We start from the raw sequence: 18,776 nt of genomic DNA, 5'->3' as shown, positions 1-18,776 counted from the left end.
AGCCTCCCTGCTACCGGTTTATGGTTAAGGAATCGTTTTCACCGCTCGTGACAGCCGGAAAATAAAGCTCGAACGTCGACCCCTGTCCGATTTCGCTCTGCACGGCGACGGTGCCTCCCGACTGGCGCATAACTCCCAGAACCATCGATAGGCCCAACCCTGTACCCTCGCCCGGCCTTTTGGTCGTGAAAAATGGGTCGAAGATCTGCGACAAGCGTTCCGCTGCAATTCCGGTGCCGTGATCAGAGACGCTAACTCGTACATATCGTCCCGGCAGCAGTTCCGAGAGGAAGGGCCGCTCCTCCGACAGCATATGGAAGATGTTCTCTGTCGTGATCTTGATGCTGCCACCCTTCGGCATCGCGTCAATGCCATTAAGCGTGAGATTGAGAAGCATATTCTCAATTGCTATGGGGTCAACCGACACCATCCAGAGGTCATTCGCCAGACTTCGCTCAACCCTCTGTGCCAGAGATCGCTCGGAGTTTTCGCAAAACGCCGAGACATATGCGTTCAGATCGATGGTTTCGGGCGCAAGGCGTGTTCGCTGCGCGAAAGCAAGCATGTCGCGGATCAGCGCCGCACCCCGGGTTGACGCTGTTCTCGCGCCTTGCAGCGTCTCTTGAGACCCTGCGTCGGGCCCTTCAAGTTCGAGCAGCTCCAGGTTCCCAGAGATCACCGTTAGCAGATTGTTGAATTCATGTGCGAACCGACCGGTCAGCCGCCCGACCGCTTCAAGCTTGCGCGCTTCAAAGAGCTTTGCTTCCAAGGCTTTTCTGTTGCTTGTCTCTTGGGTCAGCCGAGTATGTGCAGCGACCAGCTCTTTGTAGCGATCTTGGGAGCGATCGGTTTCCTCCAGTAACTCCAGCTTTGCTCTCGTCATCGCTGCAACGGTGCTCAAAATCTCAAGCTCAGGTTCACCAAACGCGGCGACCTCGGGGTGCTCGCTGTCGATGACGCCCACGATCCGGCCCGACGAGATAAGGGGCACACAAATCTCTGACCGTGCGGGCTGCGTGTCGGTGATGTAATTCTCATCCTTGACGAGATCGTCCACAATAATTGGTTTGCGGCTCTGTGCCACCTGACCCGTAATGCCGCGCCCGAAAGGAATGACCAGCGGGTTGATAATATCCCGTCCGTAGGGGTTTTTTTCGCCCCAGGCTGAAACCTGAGTCAACTCCGATTGCGCCTCATTAGCCTGATAAATCACGCAGTCCACAAAGCCTAGCTTGCCAACAACATTTTGCGCAACGTACCAGAACAAATCTTCGACACACGGAATTGACATCAGATCAACCGCGAAGGTGTTGAGCGTCCGAAGCATCTGCGCCTCGCTGGCTCGGCTGCTTCTGTTCAGGCTTGATGGTACCGGCTTCAACATGGTGTTGTCCCGTGAAATCACTAATGTGATCAATTTATGCGGTTTTAAACCTTGGGGATAGTTCTATTTTGAGGCTCTCTCTTGGGTTGTATACGCCATACAATTCCGAGCCAGTGTAGTTCATCAAATGAAGTTACTGAGAACAATTCAAGCACTCTGGGTGCTCATTTTGCTCGCGAAAAATCGGGCAGTTTTGCCGGTGGTACAAGCGCTACCAGAAACAAGTTCCTGATCATCACATCCAAGTAGACGTCAAGCTCATGACGTTTAAGGGGAAAACGCAGCGAAAAGGTGCGTCGGTTCCAATACATCGCAATTGACGATGTCACACGTTTCAGGGCGCTTAAGATCTACAACAAGCACACGCAGGCAAATGCCATCGACTTCATTGATCATATCATTGAGAAGTTCCCGATCCGCATTCGCGAAGTTCGGACTGACAATGGCCACGAATTCCAAGCTAAATTCCATTGGCATGTTGAAGACAAAGGCATTCGACACGCCTACATCAAGCGCGGCACGCCAGAGCTCAACGGGAAGGTGGAGCGCTCTCACCGATCTGATCAGCAGGAATTCTATCAGCATCTCAGTTACAAAGAAGACGTCGATCTCGAAGCCAAGCTCGACGAATGGGAGCGGTTTTACAACTTCGCAAGGCCACACGGCGCGCACAAAGGCCAGACCCCTTACGAAGCTCTCAGAGACAAGCTGCAGAAACGAGATAAGTGCTCCACGGGTCAGCCTAGGTTTACACCGCCCCAACTGGCGGGCGAGTGGCACCTTGACGAGGTGGTGATCTTGATCAAGGGCGAGAAACACTGGCTCTGGCGCGCAGTAGATTCAAATGGCGATGTACTCGATATTCTGGTTCATCCGCCCCGGAATAAGAGCGCAGCCGAGCGCTTCTTCCGCAAGCTGTTTCGGCGTTGGGGCAGGCCCTGTGTACTGGTCACAGACAAGCTTCGCTCCTAAGCCGCTGCCAAAGCCGAAGTCGCCCCCGGGATTGAACATCGCCAGCACAAGGGCTTAAGTAATTGAGCTGAAGCCTCGCATCGGCACACACGCCGACGAGAGAAGATCATGGGGCGCTACAAATCACCACGCCATGCGCAACGGTTCCTTTTTAGCCCATGATCAAACCACTGCTCTGTTCCACCCGAAATGCCATCGCCTTTCTGCAACGTCCTATCGCCACGCCCGCGCCGATGCTTTCGAACTTTGGCAAAGTATACACTCGAAGTGACTGTATGATTTCAGTTCAAGACACGCGTTTCGCCAGTTGCTCAACAAACTGAAAAAGCCGTTGAAGCTCATTGCCGACATCTAGCGGCCTTCTTATTTGCCATTGATCTTAGCCGCGCTAACCGACACTTAGAGGTCGATATCAGCGGCTTTCTCGATCAGGCTTTGTGATCCTTCGGAACCGTCAATCTTTGGTCTGGTATCCTCCAGCCCGGCTACTTCGTGCAATAACGCAAGGTCGAGGGACCAGACCACCAGATGTACCCGGCGCTGCTGGTCTTCCCCGACCAAGGCCCACACAGCCGGCGCGCAGGTCTCGTAGATCAATTGCTCGGCCCCATTATATTGCATTTGAGGTGACCGGAATGCCTTGGCCATGCGGCTGAGGAGCTGGAAATTCGGATCCTGATTAAAGGCCGTCAAATCCGCCCTCAGCTGGTCGCGCATCTGTGGCATACATCCGGCGCGTGCGCCCCATGTCAACACCTGTGCAGGACGTGGGCCGTAAAGCCCGCCGTCTTCTACAGTCTCAGGGCTGGCACCATATTTGCGCAAGAGCGCGCCCACCAAAGCATCCGTCGTCACCGTGTCCGGCTCAAAAACCCGGTGGCTGCCCACAGAAAGAACTCGATCAGGGTCGCGATCTGGTTCACGCATGACGGCCAGAGCTTCATTTCCGTTTCTGCTGAACAGGAAGTGACCGTTGTGATAGGCTTGGAACTGGGCCATCGGTCCCAACAGCGCATTGTTGCTGGTCATCTGAAAATTTGCAGGTGCGCCGACATTCTCGACGACCATGGCCTCGGGCAAACGGCGCTGAGCTGATTGCAGCGCCTGTTGCCAATCCATCCCGGGTGTGATCTCAAAGATATCTGAACTGAGCGGCGGTGCGGGTAAATCTTCTGCCACCAGCGTATCCACAATTTCCAGGGCAATGCGCCCAGTCTGTGGATCTTCGCCCAACGTGTAGACCTCCGAACGTGTCACATCGACAAAAACCTGCAAAACCCCGTCGGTGCCACGCTCAATCGCCGCCATGCCGACATCACGGACCACCCGGGCTTCCTGCGTTTGCACAAGCGGTTTGCGGATCGCGCCCCGAACGGTGATCATGGCGGTATCTGTCTGCATCCCGCTCATCTGTTCAGGCGCAATCTTCAATCGGTTCCGGGATGAGATATTGCAATTCACGCTGCCCACCCGGTTCGAGGACGCCAGCGCGGGTGAGCCAAACACGGCGTAGCGTAAGTCGGGCATCTGACGCACACTTCCTCCACCCGTACGTTGCTGGTATATCTGCAACATCTGCATATATGCGCTGTGCTCGTTTTTCTTAAGTTGCATTACCAACTCTGGTGGCACGGTTCTCTCAAAATCGCGGACGGGTGGTGTGAAGGATGACCAGCACTGAAAGCCGCCGTCAATGTAGCCGGAGTGTTGCTGCACAAAGACCTCGTCAGGCAATGCCGCAGCCCGTGCGATACTCCAGTCACGAAAACGCTCAAGCATTGCCTGCACACGTACCGGGTCGATCTGGCTGACACCGGGCGGGAAGAACCAGCCCCATGCGAGCGGATAGCCACTGCCACGTGCCACCTGTTCACGCAGCATCCGATCGTACATCATGCGCGTCCATGTCGCCTCTGAAATTTCATCGCTCGCCTCACGGATCATGAGCAGATCAAGGTAGTCGGAATCGAGTGCAATCTGGCTGGGTGCCTGTAACGCGACGCTGGCCAAATCCGTGGCTGCGACAGCGCCATCCTGCCCGGCTTCGGGTGTGATCTCGACATAGGCCGCAGGATATCCGGTGCCATCTTCTGCGGCAGAATAAAACACAATGCGCTCCGGCTCGATGTAGAGTGTGCCGCGCCGACCGTCGAAGTTGGCAATGCTTGGTTTGGCCCAGACAACGAACGGCACCGAATTGCCTCGGTTCCGATCCTGCAAAAGCAGGCTCTTTGCGGTCTCCACATCAACCTGTAGTCGTCCGAACAGCTCTGGCGTGACCAACTGCACAGCGGGACTCTGAATACCGATCTCACCGCGCTGGTATCTGAAATCCAGCCCCTCGACCGGAAACACCTGATTGGGCACATCGTATTCGCCAAGTGATACCTGACCGGTGAGTTTGAGCACTTCAGGCATCGGCAATGAGGCAAGCCGTGCCCGCATATCCTGCTCGACCTGCAGCCGGTCAAATTGCCCGGCAGAACGTACCTCGCTTGAATTCTGCACAAGATGCGCAAGGTAGTCGGGCGTCGCCATCAATTTCAGAGTAGCGGCAACAACCTCGTCGGAAGTGCTGTAGCTGCCACCCCGGACATCGGCCCAGAATTTCACACGCTCGGGGTCCGCGACCGGGCGTTCTGGTCCTCGATATGCGGCCAGGTCAAACTCTTTGACTTTCTGCCCCATGGGGTCGGGATCCGGCGTGCGTTGGTTATAGGCGTGCAGAGAAATCGATTGTGGCTCGATGATCGGCAGAAGCACCTCAGTATTCCGGTTTTGCTGCTGCTGAATGCGCGCGCCGGTGACGCGGTATCGCGCGACAAGCGTCATCTGCCGATTGCCGGGCCCGAATTTGTTTTCCAGATAAGCAACAAGTTGGCGCGCAGGCTCAAGTGGACTAGGCAGGAAATCGGGCAAACCGCCAAATGCCGGATACTGCCCCTGAGCGGCAATACCCAAGGCGCCGACCCCACTGGAATTGATCGTGAACCCGCCACTGGAGTGATCATATTCCCCAAGGTTGACGGGAATACGGGCGATGACATCAATGGGAAAATTGGGTAGCCGCGCCCTGACGACCGGCCAGAGCATTTTGTTCACCCGTGCCAGAAGCTCCGCACGCTCGAACTCATCGACGGATTGATCAAACGCAAAGCTGTTGTTCCGCCCGTATTGACCAAAATAATGCGGCGGGATGACGGCATCCCGCTCCTGTTGGGTTGCAAGTTGGAAGAAGACCTCCGCACGAAGTTGATCTTCCAACTGAGCCGGTGCGTTGGCTTTGAGGTTCGCCAATCGCATGAGCTGGGCGGCAGCATTCGCAGACCGACCGCTAGGGTCATAGGACTGCCCCTCAATAACGGCGCCTTGATGCATGCCAATTCCCAAAAGCTTTGCCACGCCGGCGATACCGTTTTCCGGTGTCGTGGCGAGCTGCGCTGGAAAGACCGCGACCAGCCTGGTGTGATCTATGGTCTGGCCGCGCGCTTGCGGCTTGTCAAATAGCCCGGCAAACCGCACCTGCCCGCGCGCCACTGCCCGCGCGTTTGTCTGCGATGAACCATGTACTTCAATCCCGTCAATCTGTGTGACGATACCAAGGGAAAGCTGCGGCGATTTCTGTTGAATGTAAGCGGCCTGCTCGTTGTTCATCGCCAATTCCGACACATCGAACTGCGAGATAGCCCGTTGCTCAATTGTCGCGACGCCACTGATCATCAGGTTCGCCGCTCCTAATGCCTGACTTTGCCCCCCGCCCTGCACCTTCAATTTTCCACCTTCGTATTGGGCACTCTGCAAAGGGTTGCCCTCGACCCGGCCAATCAGGAACGGACCCGGTGGATTGGCGGAAATGCTGCGGGTCAGATGATCGCGCGCAACGGCCAATTGTCCATCCTGACCCTGCGACTGCCCTTCAAAAACGAGCCGCGCCCAGGCGCGCAGAACACTCTCGTTCTGCAACATTTCCGGCCGCGCCCGGACCACTTCGATGATCAGTTTAACCTGAACTTGTTTGGGGTCCCAGATGACCTGCCCCAACTCTGCCGGCTGCAAGGGTGTCAATGGCACGGACAAGGCTTGCGGTGGTTTGGGCCGTGTCTGCACCGCCACCGGAACCGGCTTGTCGGCCTTGACCACGGTCAGCTTGGAAATCCGCGCGCGTGTCGCCTTGGAAATACAGTCGGTGCTCTCGGCGCAATTCTTGCGAAAGTCTGTCCAGGATGTCTGCTCTTTCTCCAATTGCGCCCGCGCTCGCTCATCCAATGTCGCCAGTCGGGTACGGTAAACTGCGTTCATCTCCGTCTCTAAAGCGCGCAGTTCCGGCGCAGAACAAATCGCCACGGCTGTCCCACCTTCCGGAGCATCGCAAAAGTCGATCGCCAGATCAGGTTCAGGTTCTGAGGCCACGTCCCGGTCACACCATGTCACCAGCTGATCGAGAGCCGAGTCCAGATTCTCTAGCGGAATTGACACCGTCCGGTCATTCCCCAAACCCATTGCCACTTCTTTGGCCTGACGCATCGCTGCAAGAAACGGTAATTTGCGCGGCATGCTGGTTGCCAGCTCTCCAGCGTCAGACATCAAAAAAGGTCCTTCTCCCCGGGCCTGCCCATCCAGCGACAAACCGATGCGCACCACGTCGCCTACCGCCGCCGAAACTTGTTCATCGACAAGGGCACCCGCAATTCGCCAGGTCAGATTGTCCGGATCATACCCTGCATCGGCGCGTGTTCGACATGCGAAACTCATCGCGATGCGGTCGTCAGCAAACTCTATAACACCTTCCGGGCCCGCCGGCTCCGCGAATTGCCAGTTTTTTGCCGAAGCATTTCCGGCAACACAAAAGAATCCAACAATCAGGACAAAGCGAATAAACGTCATTAAAATGCACTCCAGGATCGTGCCGGAAGCGTCGCTAAATCCCGCAATTCTGTCAATGAAAAGCTCTTCCGGGGGCGGCCGTTGCGTCGTTCTCGCGCCTCCGGCGATCATGCAATTGAACCCGAATAGAAGGGGTTACGATGCGCAAGAATCCATTCAAGGAACACCGCTTCCCAGCCGAGATCATTCTTCTGGCAGTGCGATGGTACTGCCGATACCCACTCTCCTATTAAGACGTCCGCGACCTGTTAGCTGAACGCGGTATCTCCGTCGATCCCGCAACGATCAACCGACGGGTCATCAAGTTTAGACCAGAAATAGCCAGGCGATCATTTTCAAGGCGCGGCCCGCGCGGCTTTGGTTGGCACGTAGATGAAACCTATGTTCGTGTTGGGGGAAAGTGGCGATACCTCTGGAAGGCCGTCGATCAGAGCGGTAAAGTCATTGATTTTCGCCTGACAGCGCGAATCTACGGACCGATGTCAATCACCACGGATAAAGCTCCAACCTATTCGCGTGTCATCGGCGAAATGAACACCTTTTGCTTTCCGGGAGAAGAAATCATCCACGTGGATAGAAAGTGGCGAAACAATCGCATCGAAAGCGACCACGCGGCGTTGAAGCGCATCACCGATCCGGGTCGAGGCTTCCAATCGCTGCGAACGGACAAAGCAACGTTGAAAGGCATCGACGCCGTAGGCATGATCAAGCGCGGCCATGTTTGTGACCCGCCGACAAATGCCTAGGGCGAAATCCGTCTTCTCACCAAGCTATTTGATCTGGCTACCTAATTTTAATGAAAATCATATAATTCATCTGAGATAGTTCTAACAATGCAACTGTCCCGCGTACGAAAACCAATCAACCAGTTTCAAACGCCGCCGGGAAAAGGTCCTGCCAAAACGCGGCAATCGCCTCCGCATTCAGCGCCGACATCCAGCCGTGGTTTTCGAAATCAGCCCGCGCGGCCGGGTCTTCGACTTGCGATAAGAACAGGCGTTTGTCTGCGTCGCGTTGTGTGGGCGAGCGCCCGGCCGCCAGGTCGCGGATTACCCTCAGACGCAGTGCGCGCGCACTGTTGAAGGCCGCAGGTACGGCGGGGGTCTTCCCACCGTAGTCATCCCGCAGCGCCGCCGCGAGGTATTTGGCAGGGCTCTTGACCCCCTCCTGCGACGCCATGTAATCCAACTTCGCGCGCACTGTATCTTCGCCGTGGTGCTGCATCCATTGCCGCGCCAGCCGATCGCTGACGCCCATCTCACGTAACCGCTCATAAACCGGTGCACGTCTGTGCCCTGCCCCGTCGTCCAGATCCAGAATGGCCAATTGCGGGTTCTGGCTGATCGCAAAACGAATATCCACGACCGCCCTGCCCCGCTTGCGCACTTCAGGCGTCACAATGATGTTGCTGGACCGGTTCACCTCCGCGACCGCCGGCTTGATAATCTTGGCGTTGAGATGTTTGTAGACTTCGTAATAGGCGCTGTCATCGACGCCCATGAGTCTGCGGAAGGTCTCCAGCGGCCACCAACCCGTGCTACCCGTGCGGTGAAACCGGTAGCAGTTCTCATAAAGCGCCAGCGCGTGGCCCGAGGTGAATTTGCGTTGGATGTTGAGATTGATCAACGCAAAGACCTTGGGATCCGCCAGCTTTTCCGCCAAAGCCGGGGAATAGGCATATTCGCAAACACCCCCTTTTAGTTTGGCGTAGCTCAGCAGGCTGGATACACCCCATTCCTGCTGCCCTGCCCCGTCCAACATGTCCCATTCTGCCACCGTTTCCGCCAGACCTCGTAGCGACTGTTTCAGCGTTTCAAAATCATTTGAATTGTAGCCGACCATCAGACACAGCGTGCGCGCATCCATCTGGAAACTCTGTGCCTGTGTCAGTGTATCATAGGCATTGAGCAGCAGCACATTGCTCAGCTTGCGTTGCAGCAGCGTCAGCTTCCCGGACACATGGATGGCGGCCACGTGTTTTTTCACCGCCTCGCGCCGCAGGGACCCTGTCAGCCTGTCTTTGGGAATATCGTTCTTCGCCATTTTGCCTCTCATGCCTGAACCTCTGTGGGTTCTTTCTCTCGATTCTACAGCATTAGGCACCCGGCCTCAATCGCACGACGGATACTTTTATCAGTACGTCGCCTTCGGTCCAAAGGAACCCGTTTACAGGAAGGTATGTTGGTACGAGAGGCTTTAGCAGGCTCTAACGTGGTATTTAAGCTCTACGCACCGCGAATCGGTACCTATCAACCCGAATTGTGGTCCCTTCAATCCTGTATTGTGGTACCTTTCGTCCTGTATTCTGGCATCTAAATATACGCAAGACATTGTAAAACATTATATTTTTGATCTTAAAGTTCTTAAAGATTCTATATTTTCTTAAACAGCTGCCGTGCCGTTTCTGATATTTTCCTTTGAAAGGATTCACTTACAACCCGTAATGTGACATAGCTTGAGCAAAGAGTTATAAACAGCATAACATCGGCAGTTCAATATGACATCAATCGGAAAACCTCCCCTACCCCCATATATCGGAATCGAACCCGATCAGGCCGCCTCACGCTTGCCTGACCCTATCCGAACGGCTCGATTCGCGAAAGCCGCAGCCTTCGCCTCACGGGGCCGCGAAGAGTTGGCAAAGGCGGGACATGCCCCGGACGGTCGCAAGCGTTTGCGCAAGTTCTCCACTTGGGAAATCTGCCGCTATCTCATCCCAGTAGCCCCCGCTCATTTCCGCCGTGTGTTGAAGGCCCAGCCAGATCTGCCACAGGGCGTTGGTGAAGGAAATTCAAAGTGGTTTTCGTTGGAAGACGTGATGGTCTTGCGCAATCATTTCGCGACCGAAGGGGCGGCGCATCGTGAATACCGGCCCTATCGCCCTGAGGGGCTGAATGCCAAGGTGATGGCGATTGCTAATTTTAAAGGTGGCGTGGGAAAGACCTCCACCTGTGCGCACCTGGCGATGAGCGCTGCACTTGATGGTTATAAGGTGCTTGTTGTTGATCTCGACAGTCAGGGGTCGCTGACGTCCATTATGGGAGGTGAGGTCGAGGACGAATGGCAGACAGCATTTCCGATTCTGGCGCGGGATTTCGCTCAGCATTTGGAGAGTGAAAACACTGTTCGGGCCGCGCGAGGTGAAGCACCCCTGCCTCTTGACGAGACCCTGACCGAAGCCCTGACGGTTTCGCCGCGAAACCTCATCCAGACGACCCACTGGCCCAACATTGACCTCATCGGAGCCCAGCTGAACCTCTACTGGGCAGAGTTCCAGGTGCCAGTCTGGCGGATGCAAAATCGCAGCTGGCCTCTCTGGGATGCCTTGCTCAACGGGCTTGAGAGCGACGGGATTTTGAAGGATTACGATCTCGTTTTTCTCGATACGCCCCCTGCCCTCGGATATCTTACGATAAATGCTCTTTCGGCCGCTGATATCCTAATTGTCCCACTTGGCGCGTCCTTTCTGGAGTTCGATTCCACCGGTCGTTTTTTCGATATGCTCTACTCGACATTTGCCAGCATCGAGGATGGTGAAAACAGCCAACGCCGCAAGCTGGGGCTCGAGGATGTGCGGTTTGAATGGGACGCCGTTCGGACCCTGATCACGCGCTTCGACGCTAGCCAGCAAACGGACCTCGCCAATGTGATCCAGGCCTATTTCGGGGATCTGATGACGACCTTCCGTCAGGACATGACAGCGATGGTCGGGCAAGCCGGAGAGCAGGTGAATGGGATTTACGAGGCGGACTACCGGGACTTCAACCGTGACACCTATGTCAGGGGCAGAGAAACATTCGACCAGACCTGGGCGGAGATCAAGGAACTGATCATCGGCGCTTGGTGGAAAGATGAGCAGGAGACAAAAAGTGGCAAAGCGTAGAAAGGTGTCCGCCCCCAGCGCGGAGGATCTGAACCGGATTGATGCAGAGTTTCGCAGCGAAACCCTTACCACAACGCCCGGTGCATTAGCGCCAATTTCACAGGTTTCGGCTGATGCGGCGCGGGCGACCCCTATCTTGCCAGCTGAGACACGTGTCACGCAGGAAAAAGACCGCAAGGATGCCGAGGCGTTGCGGTCTGCGGAGGCCGAGGGCCGGGTGATCCACGACATTCCGATTGACCAGATTCTGGCGGATGCCATCGTGCGCGACCGCACGGTGATTGATCCTGCAGAAATGGAGGAATTGAAATCCTCGATTGCGGCACACGGTCTCAGGCTGCCGGTGGAGGTCTTTGAACGCGTAGGCGAGGCGGATCAACCCTACGGCCTGCTGTCGGGTTACAGGCGGCTCTGGGCGGTGCGCGAGCTGCTGACGCTGACCGGTCAGGCGCAGTACAAAACCATCAAGACATTGATCCGCGATCCAGAGGTCATGGGTGGTAGTTTCGCGGCCATGGTCGAGGAAAACGAAATCCGCGCGCAACTTTCGCATTTTGAGCGAGGACGGATTGCCGTGGTGGCCGCACAGCATGGCGCATTTGCAACCGTCGAGGAGGCCGTGGCGTCACTGTTCAGCATGGCGAGCAAGGCAAAGCGGTCAAAAATCCGATCGTTCTCCCTTATCTTCGAGGAACTTGGTGACATGCTGGAGTTTCCTGAGAACCTCAAGGAACGCGACGGGCTGCGCTTGTCCGCGGCGCTGCGCAACGGGGCGGAAAGCCAGTTGCGGGACGCGTTGGTTCATGCGCAAGCGGCGACGCCGGACGAAGAATGGCTGGCCTTGGAAGCCGTGATCGACAGGTTCAATTTGAGTATAAAGCCGTCTGACCGGGGTGGCAGGCCCAAAAAATCAACCCCGAAAACCGGGTGGGTCGGTACGAGTACTGTGCACCTTTCAAGCGGAGTGACGCTGCAGTCGGGCCAGGACAGCCAGGGGCATATAATCCGTATCAAGGGGGATCCGGTCAACTCTGTGCTGATCGAACGCGCCATGGAGCACCTGCAAAACCTCTTTGAAAAAGGGTAGGGCAGGACGCAAAATCGACACAAGAGTTTGCAATTAACCTTGCATTTCTACTATCGCACAGCATAAATGCAAGGTATGATTGCCCGAAGTCACGAACATCAAATCACGCAAGCTCTGTCCGAGCAGGCCGGTGTTGTACTTTTAGGCCCGCGCCAGGTCGGCAAGACTACGCTGGCGCAGGACCTCAGCCAGACCCGTGACGCGGTCTATCTCGATATGGAACGCGCCGCGGATCGCCGTATTCTTGAAGAGCCTGATCTCTATCTGGATGAGCAGGCCGGACGGCTGGTGATCATCGACGAGGTGCAGCTGATGCCGGGTCTCTTCGGTGCCCTGCGTGGTCAGATCGACCGGCGGCGCCGGACCGGGCATCGGACCGGGCAGTTTCTGCTGTTGGGATCCGCGTCAAACACATTGCTCCATCAAAGCGCAGAATCGCTGGCGGGGCGTGTGAGCTATCACGAACTGTCGCCGTTTACGCCCGCAGAAACCGGGCAGGGGTCCTTGCAATCGCTTTGGCTAAGAGGCGGATTCCCGGAAAGTTTTCTGGCCACCTCTGACCGTGTGAGCCAGACATGGCGCGAGGATTTTATCCGGACCTATCTGGAACGTGATATCCCGGCGTTCGGGTTGCGCATCCCGGCGGAGACCCTCCGGCGGTTCTGGACTATGCTGGCCCATGAGCAGGGTGGTTTGCTGAACGCGGCCAAACTGGCGGCGGGCCTGGGCGTGTCGGGGCAGAGCATTGCGCGTTATCTCGATCTTTTGGTCGATCTGATGCTGGTGCGCCGGTTGCCTCCTTGGCATGTGAACGCTGGCAAACGTCTAGTGAAATCGCCCAAGGTGTACATTCGCGACGCCGGTCTGGCGCATGCGCTGCTCGGGCTCGGCACGGTCGAGAATCTTTTGGGCCACCCGGTAGTGGGCGGGTCTTGGGAGGGGTTTTGCATCGAGAACCTGATCGCGGCCGCGCCGCGGGGAACGGAGGCCAGCTTTTACAGGTCTTCCGCAGGGGCCGAAATAGATCTGCTGCTGAGGCTGCCCGGTGGCGCGCTCTGGGCCATTGAGGTCAAACGAAGCACCGCGCCCAAAGTCACCCGGGGGTTCCACATCGCGACTGAGGAACTGGGCGTGGCCAAACGTATTCTGGTTTATGCCGGAGATCGCGAGGTGCCGGGGCAGGGCGGCGTGCGCGCGATGCCGCTGGCGGAGGTGATGGCGTTGTTGGCGGGAGAAGAGACGGTGCAGGGTCAAACGACCGGACTGCACTCTCACTGATGGCGGGACGGTTCACATCCACTACGACCCCGGCCAGATACACGACAGGCTCATTGCCGTTGGTAGGGCTGATACTCGGTCTGGTGACTACGCCGACACCAGCAATATCAAGTGGGTTGACGCGTGCCAAGGTGCGTTGGCCGCAGCCTAGTCTTTGTTGTCCTGATGTTTGCTGAGGTCAGGTTTTGGCTTTGCGGCTTTGGCGTAGCCTGAAGCTTTCGCCGTTCATTTTCGAGAATGTGGACGTTATGGGTCAGGCTATCCAGAATGGCACTTGTGAGACGTTTCGAACCGAAGACCTCGGTCCCGTCGTCGAATGACAGCTTGGAGGTGATAACGATGGAGCCGCGCTCATAGCGCTGAGAGATGATCTCGTAGAGCACCCTGGCCCCGGTCTTGGAGAGCAGCGCGAAGCCCAGTTCGTCGATGATCAATAGGGCGTGGCTGACCAGCAGCTTTTGGCGGCGCTGTAAGCGCCATTCGTTGGCAGTTTCATAAGTTCGTAGATCAGGGCGGCCGGAGTCGTGAAGCCAACCTTTTGGCTCCATTAGCAAAGTCGCGGGCCGCGTCGATCAACCGATCCAGCGAGCGGGAACCAGCGACGTGGGGAGCGCAGGACGATGGCGTCGCTGTCCTAAGGAGTTCTTCCGTCGCGCTCGACATTGTTCATCGCGTCTTTGGCTGATGAGTGCGATTCCTCGGCTCCTGGGCGCTTGTCTTCGGGGGGTGCTCTATGTTTTGGAGGTGGGATTGGTTATGACCGATAATGCAAACTTATTGGACATATCTGTAACCCGCAATGTGGGGCGGTTAGCACACTATATTGTGGATAAAAGCGCCGTGACGATATAGTGTTGTGGCATGACATACCAGACAGCGGCCATCTCTGACGACCTTATCACCCTACCGAAACTGCCGGGCTGGGTCACCTCCGGACGTGCGGAAACCCTTGAAACTGTGGCCTTTCGGTCCGGAGCGGTCCTCACAGTGCTGGATCAGCTGGTTAGTGATCAACGACATGGTGTGCCGGTCAAACTGCTGGCCAACAAGTTGGCGCTGACAGCGGCCACAGCCTCCTCGAAACTGGAAGGCCGGCTGTCAAGGGAGGCGGATATCCGCGATGCCTATCATCTGACGCCGCCGGGCGAGGCGCGAGGCCCAGACGGAGATCTTCTGGCATTCTGGCGTGACGTGGCGCGCTTGCGTGTAGGCGGCACTGACGAGGTCGCGGCCCTGGTTGGTCCAGACTTCACAGGCTTGGTGGGCATCTGGCTTGACGCGGGATTGGAGCGGGCCCAGACCCATGGGCCGCTGTCGGGCTGTGTCGCTGTCCTGCGCGCCGTGCTCGAGGTCGACGACCGGGCGGAACGGGTCGCGTGCCTGCTCTCGGATATTGTCCTGGCGCGGGCACAGAACTGGCAGGCAGTACTACCGGTGACTGCGCAGCGCCTCATCAAGGGGATGCTGCGTGACTTGACCACGAACGGGCAGGGGGCCGAGTTGGCAGTTCAGGTGCGGATTTTGGACAGCATCGAGGAGACAATCCGGTTGGCACGGGATCTTGCCCACCGCGCGGAAGCGCTTCGCACCGTTGCGCCGAAGCTCCGGGCAAAGGGATCAGACGCGGCGGTCGCGCTGTTCCTGACCGAAGATGCTTTAGCACCGGCCTCGATGTTGTCGCCATTCGTTCGTGGCACCTCGATTCCCATGACCTCCCGCGCCGCGCGGCGGTTCTGCGACCGCCTGGTCGAGCTGGGCGTGGCGCGGGAACTGACCGGGCGGTCGACCTTCCGGCTCTACGGGATCGCGGCATGACGGTCGCGACCAGAAAACGGAAACCGGCGGACGACGGTGGGGCCGTCTTTGACCGGGAGCTCGACGAGTTGCCGCAAGAGCTCCGGTGGCGAGAATGGATGGGGCGGATTGAAGCGGTGCTCTTTGCCAGTGCCTCGCCTGTTGGCCGCGACGACCTGGCCCGCGTCGTGGGGCAGGGGGCCTCGGTCGACATGCTGATCGACGACATCCAGGCCGAGTTGGCCGGCCGTCCGTACGAGTTGGCTCAAGTCGCCGGCGGCTGGATGTTCCGCACGAAGACCCAGTTCGCAGACGCGATCAAGGCCGCGGCCGATCTCGGCGAACAGTCGCTCGCTTTCACCGAGATGGAGATGGGCGTGCTTTGCGCCATCGCCTATCATCAGCCGATCGACCGTGCCGGTCTCAAGGACATTTTCGGCAAGGAGGTCAGCCGCGATCTGCTCGCCCGTTTGCGGTTCAAGGATCTGATTGCAAGTGGACCGCGGTCACCCCGGCCCGGTGCACCGCATACCTTCGTGACGACGGAGACCTTCCTCGTGACCTTCGATCTCCAGAGTTTGCGGGATCTTCCGGAGCTGGAGCTGTCAGACTCTTGATGTCCGAAATATGTGTTATTCTTCTGACACGCAAAGCCGTCTGCTTTCAATTGGTCGGGCTTTGACTTTCAATCAGTCGGAGGTAAAGGCAGGCTTTACGTGCAAATGCACAGCAGAGTTTACGTGTGATTGCACTTCTCTGAGTTATAGGATTGACTTCTATAGCTCAAAAATGCTCATTCTGTGAGTTATAGAAAGGGGTTCTATACCTCATGGCATGGAACTGGCAGGTACCCGGTTGGCCGGATTTCCGGTATGACGATGCACAGATTGCGCCACTCGAGCAGCGGTTCCTGCTGTCGTCAGGCGAGGTCCTGGGTGCCGTTCAGCATGTCAATTCGGCAGAGCGTGATCAACTCCGCATCGACCTGCTGAGTGATGAGGCCATGAAAACCAGCGCCATTGAAGGTGAGATGCTGGACCGACGCAGTGTGCAATCCTCGCTTCGCCGACACCTCGGATTGGAACCAGACAACTATCCGAACAAACCCCGCGAGCAAGGTATTGCTGAGATGATGGTTGACGTTTACTCGACCTATGCGGAGCCCCTCACGCACGACACCCTGTTTCGGTGGCACGAGATGCTTTTGTCTTTTGACAAAAGGTTGGAGGCCATCGGGTCCTATCGGCAGCACGAAGATGCCATGCAGATCGTCTCGGGTCGTCTTGACCGCCCGGTCGTGCATTTTGAGGCCCCTGCATCTGCGCAGGTTCCGGATGAGATGGAACGGTATATCGACTGGTTCAACCGGACAGGGCCCGATGCGGAAAAGCCTTTGCTGGCACTGACGCGCGCGGGCCTGAGTCATCTCTACTTCGAAAGTATCCACCCGTTTGAGGACGGCAATGGTCGCCTGGGTCGGGCCCTCGCCGAAAAATCGCTAGCTCAGAACATTGGGCAGCCGAGCCTGATCGCGCTCGCCTTCACCATCGAGCGAAAACGCAAGGACTACTACGATCAGCTTGAGCGGCATCAGCAGACGCTAGATGTCACGCCTTGGCTGATATGGTTTGCAGAGAGCGTTCTGGAAGCGCAACAGGTCACCCTCGACCGCGTGGGCTTCTTCATTGCCAAGGCCCATTTCTACGACCGACATCGCGACGCACTCAACGAAAGACAGGCTAAGGTGATGGAGCGCATGTTTCGGGAGGGGCCCGACGGGTTCAAAGGTGGCCTGAGTGCGGAGAACTATATTTCGATCTCCGGGACATCGCGTGCAACTGCGACCAGGGATCTACAGGAACTTGTTGAGATCGGAGCCCTCACGCGCACGGGCGAACGCCGATACACACGATACTGGTTGGCCATGTAACCCAGGCAGATCCGAAAAACGCTCAAATACGCCTGCGCGTCGCGTCTTTGAAATACATCCTGCTTCGGCGTTACCGACACCGAAATTTGGATCAGCCCGAAGAGATGGCGGAAAGCCGTCATTCGCTGCGCGTTCAAGGCTGCATGCTCAAGGTTTCAAAGCTGACATTCGAAATTCACTTTTTCGATATCCACGCTGTGTCGCGCTCCAAAACCGATTTGAGGAAAGCAAAAGCACCCGTGAATGCTCAATGCAGTTGGTGGAAATATATCCGGAGCCCAAGGGGAACTGGATGTTCCATCGATGCGCGCGTTGGGGGAGAGACTTTAGGCAATTGCGACGAAGCGGATCGAGCAGATAGTCGGTCAAACACTTTAAGAAATTGGGAAGGGTCTGGCCTCTGATACACGCCCGCCCACAGCAGGCCGGTATCACCTCATATAACTCTTTGAACTTTTGGTCTTGCTTTGCGAAAAGGTAGAAGGCCTTCCAAATTCCAAAAAAACAGCCGATTGACGACAGCTGCAACGCCTCGAACGAATGACTGTCTATTGCTCGCCGACGATTGATAGTCCTTTCGTTCATCTGGGGATGGTCTGGATACCCTTCCCTATCCTGCCAGTTCTTGTTGCTCTGCCAGAAATCTGATCAATCGCATCTTAACCGCAAGCATTTGTTGCGTTTCAATGGCATCTACATGTTGAGCAACCCACAGTGGAACTGACATTGGCGGCATGAGGTCGGGAAGCCTCAGCAGCCGATGGTCCCTGTCACCGACAAAACATGGCAGAACAGCTATTCCGCCCCCAACCGCTGCCATTTCCTGCAAGGTCAGAAAACTGTCCGCAGCGATCGTTATCTGATCACTAGCAACATTGGCATCCATCCAAGCCCCTGCAATTGACCTCGCCAAGGGGCCGGTCAATCCGAGCCATTTGGTCTGTGCATCATTGACGGCATAGGCCGCAAAAGCCAATTCTGCAGCAACCTCGCCAACCATATCCTCTGGCAATCGAACCGAGGGGCGCACCGCAATGCTTGCTTGCTCACGTGAAAGATCCAAATGGGTGTTGCTGCTCAACAGCGTGATGGCAAGATCCTGCTCTTCAACCTGCAATGCATCGACAAAGGCGGGCAAGACCGCACGACACAGGGTGTCCGTGGACGTCACGCGGACGGTCCCCCGCAGTGTTAGCCGCCCACCGCTGGCCAATCGGTGCACCTCTTGCATCGCAACCGCTGCAGAATGGGCCGCGCGAATGATATGTGCACAGTCGGCAAGCAGTTGATACCCTTGCGATGTCCGCTCAAACAGGACGGTCCCGTACCGGTCTTCAAATGCACTTACCCTACGCAGGACGGTTGCGTGGTTTACGCCAAGATGTTTGGCGGCCTGTAAGACCGATCCTGTTTCTGCCACGGCCAGAACATATCGCAGATCGTCCCAATTTTCGTTGTGCATAAATTGAGTACCCACTCCGCAAATATTGTGACTGTTTCTAAATTAGTGAACATCTACCCTAGGGGCAATTGAAAGCTGGAAACCATACTGAAAGGGGTGCCA

The 18,776-nt window shown here is 56.7% G+C and carries 11 protein-coding genes and 3 pseudogenes; 9 read left to right on the top strand and 5 right to left on the bottom strand.

Annotated elements, in window-relative coordinates; translation table 11 throughout:
- Positions 1-10: 10 nt before the first annotated feature.
- Positions 11-1,384 (bottom strand): ATP-binding protein, encoded by a 1,374-nt coding sequence (locus tag Q0802_RS18265; RefSeq protein WP_298920941.1) that lies wholly within the window; start codon positions 1,382-1,384, stop codon positions 11-13.
- Between the two features lie 206 nt (positions 1,385-1,590).
- Here Q0802_RS18265 and Q0802_RS18260 point away from each other — a divergent pair.
- Both Q0802_RS18260 and Q0802_RS18255 read left to right on the top strand, forming a co-directional pair.
- A pseudogene (locus tag Q0802_RS18260) lies at positions 1,591-2,098 on the top strand (integrase core domain-containing protein); the annotation flags it as partial.
- Positions 2,099-2,149: 51 nt separating this feature from the next.
- Positions 2,150-2,627 (top strand): annotated as a pseudogene (locus tag Q0802_RS18255) (IS6 family transposase); the annotation flags it as partial.
- Positions 2,628-2,755: 128 nt separating this feature from the next.
- Here Q0802_RS18255 and Q0802_RS18250 read toward each other — a convergent pair.
- Positions 2,756-7,240 (bottom strand): lysozyme inhibitor LprI family protein, encoded by a 4,485-nt coding sequence (locus Q0802_RS18250; RefSeq protein WP_298920938.1) that lies wholly within the window; start codon positions 7,238-7,240, stop codon positions 2,756-2,758.
- Between the two features lie 245 nt (positions 7,241-7,485).
- On the opposite strand from Q0802_RS18250, the gene Q0802_RS18245 reads away from it, so the two are divergent.
- The gene (locus Q0802_RS18245) at positions 7,486-7,986 is read left to right on the top strand and encodes a DDE-type integrase/transposase/recombinase (RefSeq protein WP_366523337.1); all 501 of its coding nucleotides are present in this window, start codon (positions 7,486-7,488) and stop codon (positions 7,984-7,986) included.
- Positions 7,987-8,101: 115 nt separating this feature from the next.
- Here the strand turns inward: Q0802_RS18245 and Q0802_RS18240 are convergent, their stop codons facing one another.
- Positions 8,102-9,283 carry a replication initiation protein gene (locus Q0802_RS18240; RefSeq protein ID WP_298920937.1) on the bottom strand — a complete coding sequence of 394 codons (1,182 nt, stop codon included), beginning with the start codon at positions 9,281-9,283 and terminating at the stop codon, positions 8,102-8,104.
- A gap of 454 nt (positions 9,284-9,737) precedes the next feature.
- On the opposite strand from Q0802_RS18240, the gene Q0802_RS18235 reads away from it, so the two are divergent.
- From Q0802_RS18235 to Q0802_RS18225, 3 genes are all read left to right on the top strand, one after another.
- A complete protein-coding gene (locus Q0802_RS18235) occupies positions 9,738-11,123 on the top strand; it encodes an AAA family ATPase (RefSeq protein ID WP_298920936.1) in 1,386 nt (461 codons plus the stop codon).
- Complete coding sequence (locus Q0802_RS18230) at positions 11,110-12,210, top strand: ParB/RepB/Spo0J family partition protein (protein WP_298920934.1); 1,101 nt, start codon at positions 11,110-11,112, stop codon at positions 12,208-12,210. Before Q0802_RS18235 ends, Q0802_RS18230 begins: the two co-directional genes overlap by 14 nt.
- 66 nt (positions 12,211-12,276) lie before the next feature.
- Positions 12,277-13,488 carry an ATP-binding protein gene (locus tag Q0802_RS18225; protein WP_298920932.1) on the top strand — a complete coding sequence of 404 codons (1,212 nt, stop codon included), beginning with the start codon at positions 12,277-12,279 and terminating at the stop codon, positions 13,486-13,488.
- Positions 13,489-13,666: 178 nt separating this feature from the next.
- Here Q0802_RS18225 and Q0802_RS18220 read toward each other — a convergent pair.
- Positions 13,667-14,023, bottom strand: a pseudogene (locus tag Q0802_RS18220) (ATP-binding protein); the annotation flags it as partial.
- 326 nt (positions 14,024-14,349) lie between these two features.
- Between Q0802_RS18220 and Q0802_RS18215 the strand changes: the two are divergent.
- The 3 genes from Q0802_RS18215 (at position 14,350) to Q0802_RS18205 (ending at position 17,212) form a co-directional block, all read left to right on the top strand.
- Positions 14,350-15,303, top strand: coding sequence for a DUF1403 family protein (locus Q0802_RS18215; protein ID WP_298920931.1), 954 nt, complete (start codon positions 14,350-14,352; stop codon positions 15,301-15,303).
- Complete coding sequence (locus tag Q0802_RS18210; protein WP_298920930.1) at positions 15,300-15,899, top strand: SMC-Scp complex subunit ScpB; 600 nt, start codon at positions 15,300-15,302, stop codon at positions 15,897-15,899. Before Q0802_RS18215 ends, Q0802_RS18210 begins: the two co-directional genes overlap by 4 nt.
- 212 nt (positions 15,900-16,111) lie before the next feature.
- A complete protein-coding gene (locus Q0802_RS18205) occupies positions 16,112-17,212 on the top strand; it encodes a Fic family protein (protein ID WP_298920928.1) in 1,101 nt (366 codons plus the stop codon).
- Between the two features lie 610 nt (positions 17,213-17,822).
- Here the strand turns inward: Q0802_RS18205 and Q0802_RS18200 are convergent.
- Complete coding sequence (locus tag Q0802_RS18200; RefSeq protein ID WP_298920926.1) at positions 17,823-18,674, bottom strand: LysR family transcriptional regulator; 852 nt, start codon at positions 18,672-18,674, stop codon at positions 17,823-17,825.
- Positions 18,675-18,776 lie beyond the last annotated feature (102 nt).

The sequence above is a fragment of the uncultured Roseobacter sp. genome (genome assembly GCF_947495275.1).
Lineage (GTDB): Bacteria > Pseudomonadota > Alphaproteobacteria > Rhodobacterales > Rhodobacteraceae > Roseobacter.
Note: the sequence above shows the minus strand (reverse complement) of the source record. Positions and strands in the feature narration are given on the sequence as shown.